Origin of the sequence: Trujillonella humicola, assembly GCF_046233715.1 — a bacterium.
Lineage (GTDB): Bacteria > Actinomycetota > Actinomycetes > Mycobacteriales > Geodermatophilaceae > Trujillonella > Trujillonella humicola.
Map to the genome: position 1 here is coordinate 23,294 of NZ_JBJNRJ010000051.1, position 15,935 is coordinate 39,228.

General features: G+C 76.5%; 18 protein-coding genes and 1 pseudogene. 6 read left to right on the forward strand and 13 right to left on the reverse strand.

Going from position 1 to position 15,935, the window contains the following annotated elements; translation table 11 throughout:
* Window positions 1–112: 112 nt before the first annotated feature.
* From ACK586_RS20105 to ACK586_RS20120, 4 genes are all read right to left on the reverse strand, one after another.
* Window positions 113–586, reverse strand: coding sequence for a hypothetical protein (locus ACK586_RS20105; protein ID WP_409332284.1), 474 nt, complete (start codon window positions 584–586; stop codon window positions 113–115).
* Window positions 587–595: 9 nt separating this feature from the next.
* On the reverse strand, window positions 596–1,084 hold the full coding sequence (locus tag ACK586_RS20110; RefSeq protein ID WP_409332285.1) for a hypothetical protein: 489 nt from the start codon (window positions 1,082–1,084) through the stop codon (window positions 596–598).
* Between the two features lie 154 nt (window positions 1,085–1,238).
* Entirely contained in the window at window positions 1,239–3,062 is a 1,824-nt protein-coding gene (locus ACK586_RS20115; protein WP_409332286.1) for an ABC transporter ATP-binding protein, read from the reverse strand.
* A 31-nt stretch (window positions 3,063–3,093) separates the two neighbouring features.
* On the reverse strand, window positions 3,094–4,869 hold the full coding sequence (locus tag ACK586_RS20120; RefSeq protein WP_409332287.1) for an ABC transporter ATP-binding protein: 1,776 nt from the start codon (window positions 4,867–4,869) through the stop codon (window positions 3,094–3,096).
* Between the two features lie 117 nt (window positions 4,870–4,986).
* Here ACK586_RS20120 and ACK586_RS20125 point away from each other — a divergent pair, with 117 nt between their 5' ends.
* Window positions 4,987–5,595, forward strand: coding sequence for a TIGR03085 family metal-binding protein (locus tag ACK586_RS20125; RefSeq protein ID WP_409332288.1), 609 nt, complete (start codon window positions 4,987–4,989; stop codon window positions 5,593–5,595).
* Window positions 5,596–5,641: 46 nt separating this feature from the next.
* Here ACK586_RS20125 and hisF read toward each other — a convergent pair whose 3' ends face one another.
* From hisF to ACK586_RS20150, 5 genes and pseudogenes are all read right to left on the reverse strand, one after another.
* Entirely contained in the window at window positions 5,642–6,436 is a 795-nt protein-coding gene (gene hisF / locus ACK586_RS20130) for an imidazole glycerol phosphate synthase subunit HisF (RefSeq protein WP_409332289.1), read from the reverse strand.
* Between the two features lie 52 nt (window positions 6,437–6,488).
* Window positions 6,489–6,881 carry a RidA family protein gene (locus tag ACK586_RS20135; protein WP_409332290.1) on the reverse strand — a complete coding sequence of 131 codons (393 nt, stop codon included), beginning with the start codon at window positions 6,879–6,881 and terminating at the stop codon, window positions 6,489–6,491.
* Entirely contained in the window at window positions 6,878–7,642 is a 765-nt protein-coding gene (gene priA, locus ACK586_RS20140; protein ID WP_409332300.1) for a bifunctional 1-(5-phosphoribosyl)-5-((5-phosphoribosylamino)methylideneamino)imidazole-4-carboxamide isomerase/phosphoribosylanthranilate isomerase PriA, read from the reverse strand. Before priA ends, ACK586_RS20135 begins: the two co-directional genes overlap by 4 nt.
* Window positions 7,643–7,692: 50 nt before the next feature.
* The gene (locus ACK586_RS20145) at window positions 7,693–7,908 is read right to left on the reverse strand and encodes an SDR family oxidoreductase (RefSeq protein WP_409332301.1); all 216 of its coding nucleotides are present in this window, start codon (window positions 7,906–7,908) and stop codon (window positions 7,693–7,695) included.
* 67 nt (window positions 7,909–7,975) lie between these two features.
* Window positions 7,976–8,509, reverse strand: a pseudogene (locus ACK586_RS20150) (SDR family NAD(P)-dependent oxidoreductase); the annotation flags it as partial.
* A gap of 102 nt (window positions 8,510–8,611) precedes the next feature.
* Here ACK586_RS20150 and ACK586_RS20155 point away from each other — a divergent pair.
* The 3 genes from ACK586_RS20155 to ACK586_RS20165 all read left to right on the forward strand — a co-directional run bounded on the left by ACK586_RS20155 (window position 8,612) and on the right by ACK586_RS20165 (window position 10,965).
* A complete protein-coding gene (locus tag ACK586_RS20155; RefSeq protein WP_409332291.1) occupies window positions 8,612–9,214 on the forward strand; it encodes a nitroreductase family protein in 603 nt (200 codons plus the stop codon).
* A 56-nt stretch (window positions 9,215–9,270) separates the two neighbouring features.
* Window positions 9,271–10,494, forward strand: a complete 1,224-nt coding sequence (locus tag ACK586_RS20160) for an aminoglycoside phosphotransferase family protein (protein WP_409332292.1) — start codon at window positions 9,271–9,273, stop codon at window positions 10,492–10,494.
* Window positions 10,495–10,593: 99 nt separating this feature from the next.
* A complete protein-coding gene (locus tag ACK586_RS20165; protein ID WP_409332293.1) occupies window positions 10,594–10,965 on the forward strand; it encodes a hypothetical protein in 372 nt (123 codons plus the stop codon).
* A gap of 78 nt (window positions 10,966–11,043) precedes the next feature.
* Here ACK586_RS20165 and ACK586_RS20170 read toward each other — a convergent pair whose 3' ends face one another.
* From ACK586_RS20170 to ACK586_RS20180, 3 genes are read right to left on the reverse strand one after another with little or no spacing between them, the layout of a single operon-like run.
* On the reverse strand, window positions 11,044–11,703 hold the full coding sequence (locus ACK586_RS20170; protein WP_409332294.1) for a response regulator transcription factor: 660 nt from the start codon (window positions 11,701–11,703) through the stop codon (window positions 11,044–11,046).
* Window positions 11,700–13,304 (reverse strand): sensor histidine kinase, encoded by a 1,605-nt coding sequence (locus ACK586_RS20175; RefSeq protein WP_409332295.1) that lies wholly within the window; start codon window positions 13,302–13,304, stop codon window positions 11,700–11,702. The genes ACK586_RS20170 and ACK586_RS20175 overlap by 4 nt, the downstream gene beginning before the upstream one ends.
* Window positions 13,243–13,563 carry a hypothetical protein gene (locus tag ACK586_RS20180; protein ID WP_409332296.1) on the reverse strand — a complete coding sequence of 107 codons (321 nt, stop codon included), beginning with the start codon at window positions 13,561–13,563 and terminating at the stop codon, window positions 13,243–13,245. The genes ACK586_RS20175 and ACK586_RS20180 overlap by 62 nt, the downstream gene beginning before the upstream one ends.
* Window positions 13,564–13,654: 91 nt before the next feature.
* Here ACK586_RS20180 and ACK586_RS20185 point away from each other — a divergent pair, with 91 nt between their 5' ends.
* Window positions 13,655–14,719: a molybdopterin-dependent oxidoreductase gene (locus tag ACK586_RS20185; protein WP_409332297.1), complete on the forward strand. Its 1,065-nt coding sequence runs from the start codon at window positions 13,655–13,657 to the stop codon at window positions 14,717–14,719.
* 9 nt (window positions 14,720–14,728) lie between these two features.
* On the opposite strand, the gene hisH is transcribed toward ACK586_RS20185, so the two are convergent.
* The gene (gene hisH / locus ACK586_RS20190; RefSeq protein ID WP_409332298.1) at window positions 14,729–15,367 is read right to left on the reverse strand and encodes an imidazole glycerol phosphate synthase subunit HisH; all 639 of its coding nucleotides are present in this window, start codon (window positions 15,365–15,367) and stop codon (window positions 14,729–14,731) included.
* Window positions 15,368–15,480: 113 nt separating this feature from the next.
* Between hisH and ACK586_RS20195 the strand changes: the two genes are divergently transcribed.
* Window positions 15,481–15,825, forward strand: a complete 345-nt coding sequence (locus ACK586_RS20195) for a cupin domain-containing protein (protein WP_409332299.1) — start codon at window positions 15,481–15,483, stop codon at window positions 15,823–15,825.
* The last annotated feature ends 110 nt before the right edge of the window (window positions 15,826–15,935 follow it).

Genomic DNA, 15,935 nt, shown 5'->3' on the forward strand with positions numbered 1-15,935 from the left:
GCGACACGATCCGGTGGACGGCGCGGGCCGCGTCGCGCTCCGGGCGGGGCACCGGTGGACCCGCGGACGGAACGGGACGGCCGACCGCCGGCGGCCGGTCCCCCGGGGTGGCTCAGGCGGGCGGCCGGGACCGGCCGGGCCGCTCCGCGAGCCACCGACCGACCGGCGGCCGCAGGGCGATGCCGGCGGCCACCACCGGGCACACGGCCAGCAGGAGCGGCCACACGCCGACCGGCTCTCCCGCCGAGCGGCCCACCACGATGATCGTGAGACCGGCCGCGACCGCCGCCACGGCGCCGACCACCAGCCACACCCTGCTCCGCCCCGCCAGCAGCAGCAGCGACCCGACCAGCAGCAGCAGCGGAGCGAGGAACAGCGGGTAGATCCACGGGTCCCGCGCGGTGTCGGAGTCCAGGCCCCCGAGGGCGAAGACGACGAACGCGACGAACGTGAGGGGCACCACCCCGAACAACCCGACGGCCACGGCCGCCACCGCCTGCCACGGGATGCGGCCGGGACCCCACGGCCGGGAGGAGGAGCCCGGACGTCCGCCGGGACCGTCGGCGGCGGAGCGGGAGGACGGCACAGCCGCAGGTTAGGGCCATCGCGGCTCCTCGCGCAGCGGCGCCCGGCGCCCGGGGCGTGCCGCCGTCCAGCGCCGCACGGGGGCGGACGCGGCCAGGACCGCCGCCACGACGGCACACGTCCCCGACCCGACGGGCACGGCGGCCAGGGACGCGGGGACGTCGCCGAGGAGCAGGAGCGCCGCGAGGCCGGCGATCGGCAGGCAGCTGAGCACGAGCAGGGCCCCGGACCGCCGGCACAGCAGCAGCAGCGCCCCGGCGAGGGAGCTCCCCGCGAGCAGTGCGGCGGCGACGGCGAGCGGAACGGCGGCGGCCGACCCGAGGCTCGCGGCCAGCAGAACGGCGAAGGACCCGGCCAGCGCGGCGAGCACGGCCGCGAGCAGCCCGAGGACGCCGGCGAGCAGCGCCGGCACCGGGACGGCGTCGGGATCCCGGCGGTGGACGGGAGGGGGCGGGACGACGGGGACGGAGGGTCCCCCGGGAACGCGGAACACGGTCATGACCGGCACGCTGCACCGGCCGGCGTCGTCCGGGGGCTCTCCGCGGCTGCCTGTGGACGGACCGCTGCCGTCCACAGGCCGCGAGCGCCGGACGGCGGGGAACCGCCAGGCTGCCCGCGTGCGCACGGGACCTCGGCGGCAGGGCGACCGCCGGTCAGCCGACCGGTTCGGGCTGCCCCCGGGAGGACCGCCGCCAGGAGGCGTGCAGCCGCGCGTAGGGGCCATCCGCCGCCACGAGCTCCTCATGGGTGCCGCGCTGCACCACCCGGCCGCCGTCGACGACCAGCACCTCGTCGGCTCGCTCGGCGGTGGAGAGCCGGTGGGCGATGGTCAGCGTCGTCCGGCCGCTGGTGAGCCGGTCGAGCGCGGCGGTGAGCCGCTGCTCGGTCGCCGGGTCGACGGCGCTGGTCGCCTCGTCCAGCACCAGCAGGTCGGGATCGGCCACGTAGGCCCGCGCGACGGCGACCAGCTGCCGCTCCCCCGCCGACAGCGACTCACCGCGCTGGCCGACCGGGGTGGCGATGCCCGCCGGGAGGCCGTCCAGCCAGTCGCCGAGGCCGAGGTCGGCGAAGGCGGCGACGACGTCGGCGTCGGTGATGCCGGGCCGGCCGTAGCGCACGTTGGCGGCGATGCTCGCGTCGAACAGGTGGCCGTCCTGGGGCACCATCACCACCCGCCGGCGCAGCGACGCGAAGGCGACCTCGTCGAGCGGAACCCAGCCGGCGGTGTCGGAGCCGAGCAGCAGCCGCCCCTCCGTCGGGTCCATGAGCCGGGTCACGAGCTTGGCGAACGTCGTCTTCCCGGAGCCGGTCTCCCCGACGATCGCCACGCGCCGCCGCGGAGCTATCTGCAGGTCGACGTCGGTGAGCGCCGGCCGGGCGCCGGCGGCGTACCGGAAGCCGACGCCGTCGAAGCGGATCCCGAGCGGCCCACCGGGCAGCTCGCGGGCCGAGCCACCCAGCGCCGGGTCGCGCACGTCGGGCTCGGTGTCGAGGACGTCGAGCACCCGGCGGAACCCCGCCACGGCGTTCTGCGCCTCGTTGAGCACCTCGCTGGCCGTCTGCACCGGCGCCACGAACAGCGTGACCAGGAAGAGGAAGGCGATGAGCGTCCCGGCGGTGATGTCGCCGGCCACGCCGAGCAGCACACCGACGACGATGACCGCGGCGTTGGCGACCGAGGCGACGAACTCGCCGCTGACGAACACCGCGGCCGTGGTCTTCTGCGCCTCGACCTGCGCCCGGTAGTGCCGGCCGATCGCCCGGTCGATGCGCGCCGCGGTCCGCTCGCGCACGCCGTAGGCCCGCACGGTCGACGCGCCGACGACCGACTCCGAGACCGCGGCGAGCACGTCGCCGACCCGCTCCCGGACCACCCCGTAGACGCGGGCCAGCCGCCGGGCGAAGAAGCGCACCGCGTAGCCCAGGGGCACGAAGCAGATCAGCACCAGCAGGGTGAGCTGCCAGGAGTAGACGGCCATGACCACGGTCGCGACGAGCAACTGGCCGAGGCTGATCACCCCCAGCACGCCGCCCCACTGCATGAAGGTCGACAGCTGGTCGACGTCGCTGGTCACCCGGGACACCAGCGACCCGCGCCGCTGTCCCTGCTGGTGGAGCACCGACAGGTCGTGCACGTGCCGGAACGCCCGGGTGCGCAGCCCGGCCAGCGCCGTCTCGGTGGTGCGGAACAGCCGGAGGTTCATCCGGTACACCGCGAACGCCGTCACCAGCACCACGGCGGCGCACAGCGCCACCATCTCGCGGACGACGCCCAGGTCGGGCCCGCCCGGGGCGGCCAGGCCCCGGTCCACGACCTGCTGCACCGCGACGGGCACGACCACCCGGCCGGCGGTCGCGACGAGGGCGAGCGCGAAGGTGGCGGGCAGCCCGCGGCGGAACTCCGGCATCATCCGCAGCCCGCGGCGCAGGGTCCGCATCGCCCCCTCGGGGCGGTCGGCGATCTCGGCGGTCGTCACCGGGCGCTCCTCGGTGAGCTCGGGGGCAGGCTCACGCGGCCACCTCGTCCTGCTGGTAGGCGCGCACGAGGGCGGCGTAGCCGGGCACCGCGGCGAGCAGGTGCTCGTGCGTGCCGCGGGCGACCACCCGGCCGCCCTCCAGCCACACCACCTCGTCGGCCAGCGCGATGGTGGCCTGCCGGTAGGCGACCACCACGACGGTGGCCGGAGGGTCGGTGTCGCGCAGGGCGTCGAGGATGCGGGCCTCCACGGCCGGGTCCACGGCGCTGGTGGCGTCGTCCATCACCAGCAGCCGGGGCCGGCGGACCACGGCCCGGGCCAGCGCGATCCGCTGCCGCTGCCCGCCGGACAGGCTCGCCCCCCGCTCCCCCACCCGGGTGTCCAGGCCGTCGGGCAGGCGGGCGACGAACTCGTCGGCCGCCGCGGTCCGCAGCGCCGCGAGCACCTCGGCGTCGGGGAAGTCGCCGCCCAGGGTGACGTTGCCGCGCACGGTGTCGTCGAACAGGAAGGTCCCCTGCGCGACGAAGGCCGCCCGGTCGCTGAGCTCGCCCTCCCGCAGCCGGCGCAGGTCCACCCCGTCGAGCAGGACGGCGCCGTCGGCCGGGTCGACCAGCCGCACCAGCAGGCCCGCCAGGGTCGACTTGCCCGAACCGGTGGGGCCGACGACCGCGACCGTGGTGCCGGCCGGGACGTCGAAGGTGACGTCGGACAGGGTCGGGCGGGCGGCATCCTCGAAGGCGTACCCCACCCGGTCCAGGGCGAGCACGGAACCGCCGTCCCCGGCCGGGGCGCCGCTGTCCCCGTACGGCGTCTCCCCCGTCGCGGCGAGGACCGGGGTGACCCGGTCGAAGCCGGCGAGCGCGCGCGGCAGGTCGGCCAGCACCCAGCCGATCGCCCGGATCGGCAGCGCCAGGAGGGTGAACAGGTAGGCGATCGAGACGAGCTCGCCGGCGCCGGTGGCGCCGTCGGCGACCCGCCCGGCGCCGACCAGCAGCACCGCGAGCGTGCCGAGGTTGGGCAGGGCCTCCATGAGGGGGTCGAACAGCCCGCGCACCCGGCCGACGGCGACCAGCCCGTCGCGCAGCTCGCCGGCCTTGGACTCGAACCGCTCGGTCTCCACGTCCTCCCGGCCGAGGGTCTTCACGACCAGCGCCGCGTCGAAGCTCTCGTGGGCGATCTCGCTGACCTCGGCCCGCAGCTGCTGCGCCCGCTGCATCCGCGGGCTCATCACCTGCGAGTACACGACGTTGACGAAGAACACCGCCGGGAAGACCACCAACCCGATCACGGCCAGCAGCGGATCGGTGACCAGCAGCGCGCCGACGGTGATGGCGATCATCACGACGGCCCCGACGGCGAAGGGGAGCGGCGAGACGAAGAACCAGGCCGCCTCGACGTCGGAGTTGGCGTTGGACAGCAGCTGTCCGGTCGGGTGGCGCTGGTGCCAGGCCAGCGGCAGGCGCAGGTACTGGCCGGTGACGCGGCGGCGGTAGTCGGCCTGCAGCCGGTAGGCCATGATCCCGGCGAACAGCCGCCGGCCGAGGATCCCCACGATCTTGAGCAGGGCGACGCCCAGCACGGCCAGAGCCGCCAGGGAGAGGGCCGCGCCGGTGGTCGAGCCCTCGTCGAAGGCGGGGAGGACCACGCGGTCGGTGATCCGGCCGATCACGTAGGCGCTGGCCACGGTCATCGCGCCGTAGAGGCTGCTGGCCGCCACGGCGAGGGCGAACATGCCCGGCTGCTCGCGGACCGCGAGGGCGATGTGGCGGAATCCGCGCCGGACCACGGCGTCTCGGCGGCGGGACAACGGCTCTCCTCGGGTGCTCAGCTGCGACGCTCGCGCGTCTCGTTAGGCACGCTAACCGATTCCGGCGGGACGGGCCCGCGAGTTGACGGTGTGCCTGCACCGGGTGAACCTCGCGCGGTGACGTCCTCTTCCACCCCGCCGCTGGCCGCCCGCGAGCGCGCCGCCCTCGCCGACCTGCTCGAGGCCCTCGGGCCCGACGCGCCGACCTGCTGCGAGGGGTGGACGACCGGGCACCTGGCCGCGCACCTCGTCGTCCGCGACCGGCGGCCCGACGCCGGGCCGGGCTACGCGCTGGAGGCCCTGCCGATCGGGCGGCGGCTGCACGCGCACTCCGCGCGGCTGGAGGAGCGCATGCGCACCGGGACGCCCTACGCCGAGGTGGTCGCGCAGGTGCGCGCCGGGGCGCCGGCCTGGACGCCGATGGGCTGGCCCGTCGTCGGCGACCTGGTCAACAGCGGCGAGTACGCGATCCACCACGAGGACGTCCGACGCGCCCAGCCGGGCTGGCAGCCGCGCGAGCTGTCCCGCGCCGACCGCGACCTGCTGTGGCGCACCGCGACCCTGTTCGCCCGCCGGGTCCGCGGCGGGGTCACGCTGCGGCGTGCCGACGTCCCGGGCGTGGCGAAGCAGGTCGGCACGGGCGGGCCCACGCTGGAGGGCGACCCGATGGAGCTGCTGCTGTGGACCTCCGGCCGCCGCGAGGTCGCCCGCGTCACCGACGTCTGAGGCGGAGTGCCGCAGCGCAGGAAACCTGCGCCGCGGCACTCCGCCTCTAGGGCTGCGGGTGGTCGGCCTCGGCGCGGACCGGGACGCCGGCGCCGGCCAGCGCGGCCTTGACCTCGCCGATCCGCATCTTCCCGAAGTGGAAGACGCTGGCGGCCAGCACCGCGTCGGCGCCGGCCGCCACCGCCGGGGCGAAGTGGCCCACCTCGCCGGCCCCGCCGCTGGCGATCACCGGCACGGTCACCTCCCGGCGCACGGCGCGGATCAGCTCGAGGTCGAACCCGGCCAGCGTGCCGTCGGCGTCCATCGAGTTGAGCAGGACCTCCCCGACGCCGAGCTCCGCCGCTCGGACGACCCACTCCACGGCGTCGCGGCCGGTCCCGCGGCGCCCCCCGTGGGTGGTGATCTCGAAGCCGGAGTCGGTGACGGCGCCGTCGGCACACCGGCGCGCGTCCAGCGACAGCACCAGCACCTGGTTGCCGAACCGGTCGGCGATCTCGCTGATGAGCTCCGGTCGCGCGACCGCCGCGGTGTTGACGGCGACCTTGTCGGCGCCGGCCCGCAGCAGGCGGTCGACGTCGTCGGCGCTGCGGACCCCACCCCCGACGGTCAGCGGGATGAAGACGCTCTCCGCGGTCCGCCGGACGACGTCGTAGGTGGTCTCCCGGTCCCCGGAGCTGGCCGTGATGTCCAGGAAGGTGAGCTCGTCGGCGCCCTCGGCGTCGTAGACGCGGGCCATCTCCACCGGGTCGCCGGCGTCGCGGAGATCGACGAAGTTGACGCCCTTGACCACCCGGCCGGCGTCGACGTCCAGGCACGGGATCACCCGCACGGCCAGGCTCACCGGAGGGTCCCCGCGGCGGCGTGCAGCGGCGCGGAGCGTCGTGCCGGCGCGCTCATGCCGCCGGGTCCCGCACCGCGTCGGCCTCGATCTCGACCAGCATGTCGGGATCGATCAACGCCGAGACCTCGACCATCGTGGCGGCCGGGCGGATGTCGCCGAACACCTCGCCGTGGGCGCGGCCGACCTCCTCCCAGCGGCTGATGTCGGTCACGAACATCCGGGTGCGGACGACGTCGGCCAGCGCGAACCCGGCCCGCTGCAGCGCCGACCCGATGCTCGCCAGCGCCTGCCGGGTCTGCGCCCCGGCGTCGCCGGGGTGGGCGACCGCGCCGTCGACGACCGCGGTCGTCCCGCTCACCCAGGCGGTGTCGCCGCGGACCACGATCCGGCTGTAGCCGACCACCGGCTCCCAGGGGTTGGCCGACCCCAGGTTCAGGACGGTCACGAGGGCTCCTCGGTGCCGTGCTCGTCGCGCGACCCCGCGAGCTCGGTCACGTGCAGCGCCTCGGGCAGGGTGAACGCGCCCGCGTACAGCGCCTTGCCGACGATCGCCCCCTCGACCCCGACCGCGGTGAGCGCGTTCAGCGCCCGGATGTCGTCCAGCGAGCTCACCCCGCCCGAGGCGATCACCGGCCGGGGCGTGGCCGCGCAGACCTCGCGGAGCAGGTCGAGGTTCGGCCCGCGCAGGGTGCCGTCCTTGGTGATGTCGGTGACGACGTAGCGGGCGCAGCCCTCGGCGTCCAGGCGGGCGAGGGTCTCGTAGAGCTCGCCGCCCTCGCGGGTCCAGCCGCGGGCGGCCAGCCGGGTGCCGCGCACGTCGAGGCCGACCGCGATCCGGTCACCGTGCTCGGCGATGGCGCGGGCGCACCACTCGGGCGACTCCAGCGCCGCGGTCCCGAGGTTGACCCGGCGGCAGCCGGTGGCCAGGGCCGCGGCCAGCGACTCGTCGTCCCGGATGCCGCCGGACAGCTCGACGTCGACGTCGAGCTCGCCCACCACCCGGGCCAGCAGCTCGCGGTTGCTGCCCCGGCCGAAGGCGGCGTCCAGGTCCACCAGGTGCACCCACTCGGCGCCGTCGCGCTGCCAGGTCATCGCCGCCTCGAGCGGGTCGCCGTACGACGTCTCGCTGCCGGCCTCGCCCTGCACCAGGCGCACGGCCTGGCCCTCGGCGACGTCGACGGCGGGGAGCAGCTGCAGCTTCGGCACGGCGTGCAGCCTAGATCGGCGCTCCTCCCCGGCCGTCGGCGTCCTCCCGTTCACATCTGCGTGACGCCCGCGTCCACCGCCAGCTCGTGCGCGGTCACGTACCGGCTCTCGTCGGAGGCGAGGAACAGGACGGCGTCCGCGACGTCCTCGGGCTGGGTCGTGTCGACCGGCAGCATGTTCATGAACATCGCACCCAGCCGCTGGTCGGCGGCCATCGCCTCGCCGAGCACCGCCTGCATGTCGCCGGTGCCCATCGGGGTGGCCACCCCGGTCGGGTTGCACGCTGTTCACGCGGATCGAGTGGCGGGCCAGCTCGGTGGCGAAGGCCTTCGCCATGCCGCGGACGGCGAACTTGCTGGTCGTGTAGTGGATCATGAACGGCTGCACCTTCAGCCCCGCCGCCGAGCTGGTGATCACGATCGAGCCGCCGCCGCGCGCCACCAGGTGCGGGGCGCCGACCATGACGGTGTTCCAGACCCCGGTGACGTTGATGTCCACCGTGTCCTAGAACTGCTGCGGGGTGACCGCGTCCCAGGCGGTGGGCGTGCAGATGCCGGCATTGGCCACCACGACGTCGAGCCCGCCGAGCTCGGCCACCGCGGCGTCGACCTGGGTGCGCATCCCCTCGAGGTCGCGCACGTCGGCGACCACCGGGACGATCCGCCGGTCCAGCGCCTCGACCTGGCGGACGGTCTCCGCCAGGTCCTCCCGGGTCGGCTGCTGGTACCGGATGCCGGGCAGCGGCCCGCCGATGTCCAGGGCGATGACGTCGGCGCCCTCGCCCGCCAGGCGGACGGCGTGCGCCCGGCCCTGCCCGCGACCAGCTCCGGTGATGAAGGCGACCTTGCCCGCGACCCGTCCTGCCATCGTGCGACCTCCGTGCTCGTGGTGGGTGTCTCCCCGCAGTCTCGCCTCCGGGTCCGGGCCGGCGCGGGCGGAGGGGGCGGGGCGCGATGGCAGGGTGGGGGTGTGGAGTTCGCTGACGTCGTCCGCCGCCGCCGCATGGTGCGCGACTACGACCCCGGCCGGCCGGTCCCCCCGGAGGTCCGCGAGCGGTTGCTCGAGCACGCGATCCGGGCGCCGTCGGCCGGCTTCACCCAGGGCTGGGCGTTCCTGGTCCTGGAGACCGACGAGGAGCGGACGGCGTTCTGGGCCGCCACGGTTGCCTCTCCCGCCGCACCCGACGGCTGGCTGACCCGCATGCGCCGGGCCCCGCTGCTGGTGGTGCCGTTCTCGCACAAGGACGCCTACCTGGACCGCTACGCCGAGCGGGACAAGGGCTGGACCGACCGGGACGAGGCGCGCTGGCCGGTCCCGTACTGGGACGTCGACACCGGCATGGCCGCGCTCATGATGCTGCTGACCGCGGTCGACGAGGGGCTGGGCGCCTGCTTCTTCGGCGTCCCGGCCGACCGGGTCGACGCGCTGCGCGGGGCGTTCGGAGTGCCGGCGGCGTACCGACCGGTCGGGGTCGTCGCCGTCGGCTATCCCGGGGACGCCGACCGCCGCTCGCCCTCCCTGCGCCGCGGCCGGCGGGGCGTGGCCGAGGTCGTGCACCGCGGCCGGTGGTGAGAGCGCCCTCATCGGGCTCTCACCCCGGCGTCACCCGCCGCGTCCACGCTGGGCCGGTGCTGCCGGCCTCCCCCGCTCCCCCGCCCGCCACCTGGCCGGCCTCCCTGCGGCTGCTGCTCGGCGCCGGCGCCTCCGACGTGTGGGCCGCCGTCCTCGAGCCGCTCGGCGGCCGGGCGGCCGGCCTGCGCGCCGTCACCGTGACGCTGCGCCCCGACGGCTCGGCCACCGTGCGCTACCGCGCCGACGTCCGCTGGGCCGACGGCCGCACCACCCGGGAGTCGCTGGCCGCCGCGACCGGCTCGCGCATCCCGCCGGGCGCCGCGGTCGTCGAGGGCCCCGGGGACGACGGGGCGGCCGTGGCCGTCGCCCTGTGGCGCTGGCCGCACGACCCCGCGCTGCCGGGTCTGGCCTGGGCCTCGCGCGCGGCGGGCGCGGCCGACCGGCTGGCGACGCTCGGGGTCGACACAAGGCCGCTGCGGCTGCGGCTGCGCGCCTACCGGCCCGGCCGCCGGGCCGTCGTCGAGGCGACGTCCCCGGCCGGGCGGTGGTTCCTCAAGGTGGTGCGGCCGGACGCGGCGCCCGCGCTGGCCGCCCGCCACGGCGCCCTGAGCTCGGCGGTCCCGGTGCCACCCGTGGTCGCGGCGACGGACGACGGCGTCCTCGTCCTGCCCGGGCTCGGCGGCACCCCCATGCGCGCCGCCCTGGCCGGCGACCCGGCTCAGCTCCCACCACCGGAGGACCTGTCGGCGCTGCTCGATGCGCTGCCCCCGGTCGAGGCGCCGGCACCCCGGCGCGACCCCACCGACCCGGTGCCGCGGGCCCGGGCGCACGCGACCGTGGTCGGCCTCACCTGCCCGCAGCTGCGGCCCCGGCTCGCCCGGCTCACCGATGCGGTGGCCGCGGCGGCGGGCCCTCAGCCGCTCGTGCCGGTGCACGGCGACTTCTACGAGGCCCAGCTCCTGGTCGACGGCGGCCGGGTCGTGGGCCTGCTCGACGTCGACACCGCCGGCCCGGGGGCCCGCGTCGACGACTGGGCCACCCTGCTGGCGCACCTGGCGCTGCTCGGGCAGCTGGCCGCCGACCCGGCGCCCGTGGCCGCCTACCGGGCCCGGGTCCAGGCGTTCCTGGCGCCCCGGTTCCCCGCCGGCGAGCTCTGCGCGCGGGTGGCCGGCGTGCTGATCGGGCTGGCCACCGGGCCGTTCCGCGTCCAGCAGGCCGGCTGGGCCGCGGCGACCGAGGCCCGCGTGTCGCTGGCCGAGGAGTGGGCCGGCCTGCGCTGACCGGGGATGAGAGCGCCCTCATCGCGCTCTCCCGGAGACCTCACCGACGGTGGACATCGTGGAGGTGTCAGACGGACACCCACACCTCAGGAGGACCCCATGACCCGCCGCCCCGCTCCCTGGAAGGTCGTCACCCTCGGCACCGCGCTCACCGGCCTCGGCCTGGCCGGCGTCGGCGTGGCCGCCGCGGACGGCGCGGGCGATGCCCCGCTGCCCGCCGCCGTCGCGGTCAGCGCCCCCGACGCCGGCGACACGGCCGACAGCCCCGACGCGGCACCGGGCGCCGCGGACGCCTCGCCCGAGAGCGCCGACTCCCCCGCCGAGAGCGCCGTGGACAGCCCGGCCGACGCCTCGCCCGAGAGCGCCGACTCCCCCGCCGAGAGCGCCGTGGACAGCCCGGCCGACGACAGCCCCGACGTCACCCCGGACGACGACACGCCGGACAGCGCCGACACCCCGGGCGACGACTGACGCAGGACGTCCCTGCCGGGAGGCCCCACCGGCCCCGTCCACTCCGGGCGGGGCCGGTGGCGCGTCAGGTGCCGGACCTCAGGTGCTGAGCCGGTACCCCATCCCCCGGACCGTCTCGATCCGGTCGGCCCCGAGCTTGCGGCGCAGGTACCGCACGTAGACGTCCACGACGTTGGAGCCGGGGTCGAAGTCGTAGCCCCACACGTGGCTGAGCAGCTGCTCGCGCGCCAGCACCTGGTCCGGGTGACGCAGGAAGGTCTCGGCGAGGGCGAACTCGCGGGCGGAGAGATCCACCGTGCGCCCGCCCGCGGTCGCCCGCCGGGTGCGCAGGTCCAGCGAGAGGTCCCCGGCGGTGAGCACGGTGACCTCGGCCTGCCGCGCGCCGGCCAGCCGCAGCCGCACCCGGGCCAGCAGCTCCTCGAAGCGGAAGGGCTTGGGCATGTAGTCGTCGGCCCCGCCCTCGAGCCCCGCGACGGTGTCCTGCACGCCGTCGCGGGCGGTCAGCACGATCACCGGGACGGCGTTGCGCTCGGCCCGCAACGCCCGCAGCACGGCGAACCCGTCGAGCACCGGCAGGCCGATGTCGAGCACCACGAGGTCCACCTCGCCGCTGCGCGCCCGGTCCAGCGCCGACAGCCCGTCACCGACGACGGTGGTGACGAAGCCGTTGGCCCGCAGGCCCTTCTCGACGAAGGCGGCGATCCGCGGTTCGTCCTCGGCGATCAAGACCCGGCTCACCGGGGTCCTCCTTCGGTCTCGGCGGTCAGGGCGGCGGCCGGCAGCGGCGGGGTGTCCAGCGCGTCGTCCACCGTGTCGTCGGGGTCGGCGTCGCCCCCGTTCCCCTCGGCGTCCTCCGGCGGGGCCGGGCGGGCCGGCAGCACGAGGGTGAAGGTGGCGCCGTCCCCCGGGCGGCTGTGCAGCTCCACCCGGCCGTCGTGGGCGGCCGCGATCGCCTGGACCACCGACAGCCCGAGCCCGGCGCCGTCGGTGCGCCGCGCGCCGGCTCCACCGCGGGCGAAGCGCTCGAACACCCGCGCCTGGTCGGCCTCGGCGATGCCGGGCCCGGTGTCGTCGACCCACACGAGCAGCTCACCGCCGGTCAGCCGACTGCCGAGGACCACCCGGTCACCGGGGCGCGTGTAGTGGACGGCGTTGTCGGCCAGCGCCACGACCGCCTGGGTCAGCCGCTGCGGATCCAGCAGGAGGTCGACCCGGGCGGTCGCACCCAGCTGCCACTCCCGGTCCCCGAGCCGGCGCACCTTGCCGAACACCTCGGCGGTCAGCGCTGCGACGTCGACCGGTTGCAGGCGGACGAACTCCGGCTGCTCGGCCCGTGCCAGCAGCAGCAGGTCGGACACCATCCGGTTCATCCGGCCCAGTTCGTCGTCGACCAGGTCGACCGTCTCGCGGACGTCGGCGGGGTCGGTCGGGTCGAGCACCTCCAGGTGCCCGCGGACGATGGTGATCGGCGTGCGCAGCTCGTGCCCGGCGTCGTCGAGGAACCGGCGCTGCGCGGCCACGCCCCGCTCGACCCGGTCGAGCATCGCGTTCACCGAGCGGGCCAGGTCGGCGAGCTCGTCGCGTGCGTCGGCCGGCACCGGGATCCGGCCGGAGAGATCGGTGTCGGTGATCCCGGCGGCGGTGGCGGCGACCTGCCGCACCGGGCGGAGCACCCGCCCGGCCACCACCCAGGCACCGCCGGCGGCCAGCAGCAGCGTCGCACCCCCCACGCCGAGCATGAGGCGGGCGACGTCGTCGGCCGCCTCCCGCTCCTGGTCGGCGAAGTAGGCGACCACGACCACGCCGCGGGCCGGGTCGCCGGCCAGGGTCACCGGGACGGCGAGGTAGCGCACCTCCCCCGCCCCGCTGTCGTACCGGCCGGCCACCGGCTCGGTCACGTCACCGGCGAGCTCGGTGAAGGCGGTGTCCTCGCTGAGCAGGACCGGTGCCTCGATGCGGCTCTGGAAGCGGTAGACGCCGTCGACGTAGCCGAGGAACTTCTCGTTCGGCCGCGCGAGGTTGTAGGTGATGACGGTCTGCAGGACGTCGGCCACCGACCCGAACGGCTCCCCCGTGCGCGGGTCGATCCCGCCCTCCACGATCTGCGAGAACTCGGCGACCTCGGCGCGCAGCGCGGTGTCCATCCGCTCGTCGATCGAGGCGACGAGCAGCCGCCAGGTCACCAGGGTGACCAGGCCGAGGGCGAGCAGGACCAGCAGCAGGACCCAGCCGATGATGCGGGTCCGCGCCGCGTGCGGCAGCCACCGCAGTCGCCGCTCAGTCGTCGTCACCGTCGTCGTCCCCGTCGTCGTCCCCGTCGTCGTCGTCGTCCTCGTCATCGTCCCCGTCGTCGTCGATGGGGGGCGGGGGGACGACGTCCGGCGCCGGGGCGGGCGGCGGAGGCACGGTGGTCGCGTCCGGGCCGGGTGCCGGCCCGGGTGCCGGACCGGGGGCCGGCGACCGCTCGGGGACGACGATCGGCGAGGGCACCGCCGGGGGACCCGCGTCGGCCGGCCGCAGCGCCGCCCACCCGCCCCAGGCGAGCGCGAACAGCGCCACGGCGGCGAGCAACGCGACGAGGACGGGCCGCGGACGCACGACCCGACCGTGCGCGCCGGAGGTGGCCGCGCGGTGAGACGCAGATGAGACCGTTCTCATCCGCGGGCGCCGGCGGGAGCACACTCGGCGCATGGCCCCGGTGCCCGCGCCCCGGCTGCCCCGCCGGGCGGGGCGGCGGACGAACCTCGGGCTGCTGGCGCTGCTCCTGGTGGCCGGCGGGACCGGCGTGCTGGCCTACGGGGTGGGGACCGCCCCGGCCACCCGCCTCGTGGTCGCCGCGCACGGCGCCGCCGGCCTGGGCCTGCTCCTGCTGGTCCCGTGGAAGACCGTGGTCGTCCGGCGGGGACGGCGGCGGACCGCGCACCGGCGCGACCCGACCGCGGCGGTGGCGCTCGGCGTCCTCGTCGTGCTCACCGTGGTCACCGGAGTGCTGCACGCGGCCGGGCAGCCGGGACCGTGGCCGTCCCTCGGAGGGGTCGCCGCCCTGCAGGTGCACGTCGGGGCGGCCATCGCCGCGGCCGCCGTCCTGGCTGTGCACGCGGTGGGTGCCCGGCAACGGCCCCGGCGCACCGACCTGGGCCGCCGCGCGCTGCTGCAGACCGGTGGTCTGGCGCTCGGGGCGACGGCCCTGTGGTCCGCCGTGGAAGGGCTGCTGCGGGTGAGCGGCGCGCCCGGCGGGGACCGCCGCGCCACCGGCTCCCACGAGCGCGGCACGGACGACCCCGCCGCCATGCCGGTCACCCAGTGGCTCGGCGACACCGTCCCGGATCCGACGCCCGGCGTCGTGGAGGTGGTCGCCGGGGGGCGACGCGTACGGCTCTCCCCCGGTGAGGTCGACCGCGGCGACCAGGTGCGGGCGCTGCTGGACTGCACGGGCGGGTGGTACGCCGAGCAGGACTGGCGGGGTGCCCGGCTGGACCGCGTGCTGGCCGACGCCGCCGGCGGGGAGCTGCCGCGCGAGGGCAGCGTCGACGTCGTCTCCGCGACGGGCTACCGGCGCCGGCTGCCCCTCGCGGACGCCCCGCACCTGCTGCTGGCCACGCACGCCGCCGGCCGGCCGCTGTCGGCCGGCCACGGGGCGCCGGTCCGGCTCGTCGCGCCCGGCCGGCGTGGCTTCTGGTGGGTCAAGTGGGTGGTCCGGATCGAGGTCGTGGACGCCCCGTGGTGGCTGCAGCCACCGTTCCCGCTGCAGTGACCACCCGACTCAGAGCGTGTCCAGCCAGTTGGTGAGCAGCTGCGCACCGGCGTCGCCGCTCTTCTCCGGGTGGAACTGGGTGGCCGACAGCGCGGCGTTCTCCACACCGGCGACGAACCGGTCGCCGTGCTCGGCCCAGGTCACCAGCGGCGGGCGGATCCGCGACGGCGCGCCGTCCTGGCCCAGCGTGAAGTCGCGGACGCCGTAGGAGTGCACGAAGTAGAAGCGCTGGCCGGCCAGCCCGTCGAACAGGACCGACCCCGCCGGTGCCTCGACGGTGTTCCAGCCCATGTGCGGCAGGACCGGCGCCTGCAGCGGCTCGACCACGCCGGGCCACTCGCCGCAGCCCTCGGCGTCGTGACCGTGCTCGACGCCCTTCTCGAACAGGATCTGCATGCCCACGCAGACGCCGAGCACCGGGCGCCCACCGGCCAGCCGGCGGCCGATGAGGCGGGGACCGTCGACCGCCCGCAGCCCGGCCATGCAGGCGGCGAACGCGCCGACGCCCGGGACCACGAGCCCGTCGGCGTCCAGGGCCGCCTGCGGTTGAGCGGTCACGGTCACGTCGGCACCGACGCGGGCCAGCGCCCGCTCGGCCGAGCGCAGGTTGCCCGACCCGTAGTCGAGGACGACGACCTTCTTCTTCACGCCTGCCACGGTACTGACCAGCGACGCCGGGCCCGCCGGGATTCCCGCAGCCGGCCACCGGCCGGGCCGCCCCGGACGTGGCGGCGGCGCCCGGGTCCTGGTAACCGTGACGGATGGACGCGATCTCCCTGACCACCCTCGTCGACGACCACCTCCGGCGTGCCCGGGAGGCAGCCGCGGGGCGCAGCGCCGCCACGCTGCACGGCGGACACGACCACCGCCTGCGGCAGACCCTCGTCGCCCTGCTCGCCGGCCGGGCGCTGGAAGAGCACGAGAGCCCCGGCGAGGCGACCCTGCAGGTGCTGCGCGGGCGGGTGCGGCTGGTCGCCGGGACGGCCTCGCAGGACCTGGAGGCGGGGCAGCTGGTGGCGATCCCGCCGGCCCGCCACGCGCTCGAGGCCCCGGAGGACGCGGTGGTCCTCCTGACCGTGGTCAAGCGGCTGGGACACGAGGACTGACCGGGACCTGTCGGACGCTCCTATGGCTCGTCAAGCCCCCGCTGCCGGTGGTGATTCGAGGCGTCGGTAGAGCTCTCGGGCGAGGTAGCGCTTGAGGCAGCGCTTGATCT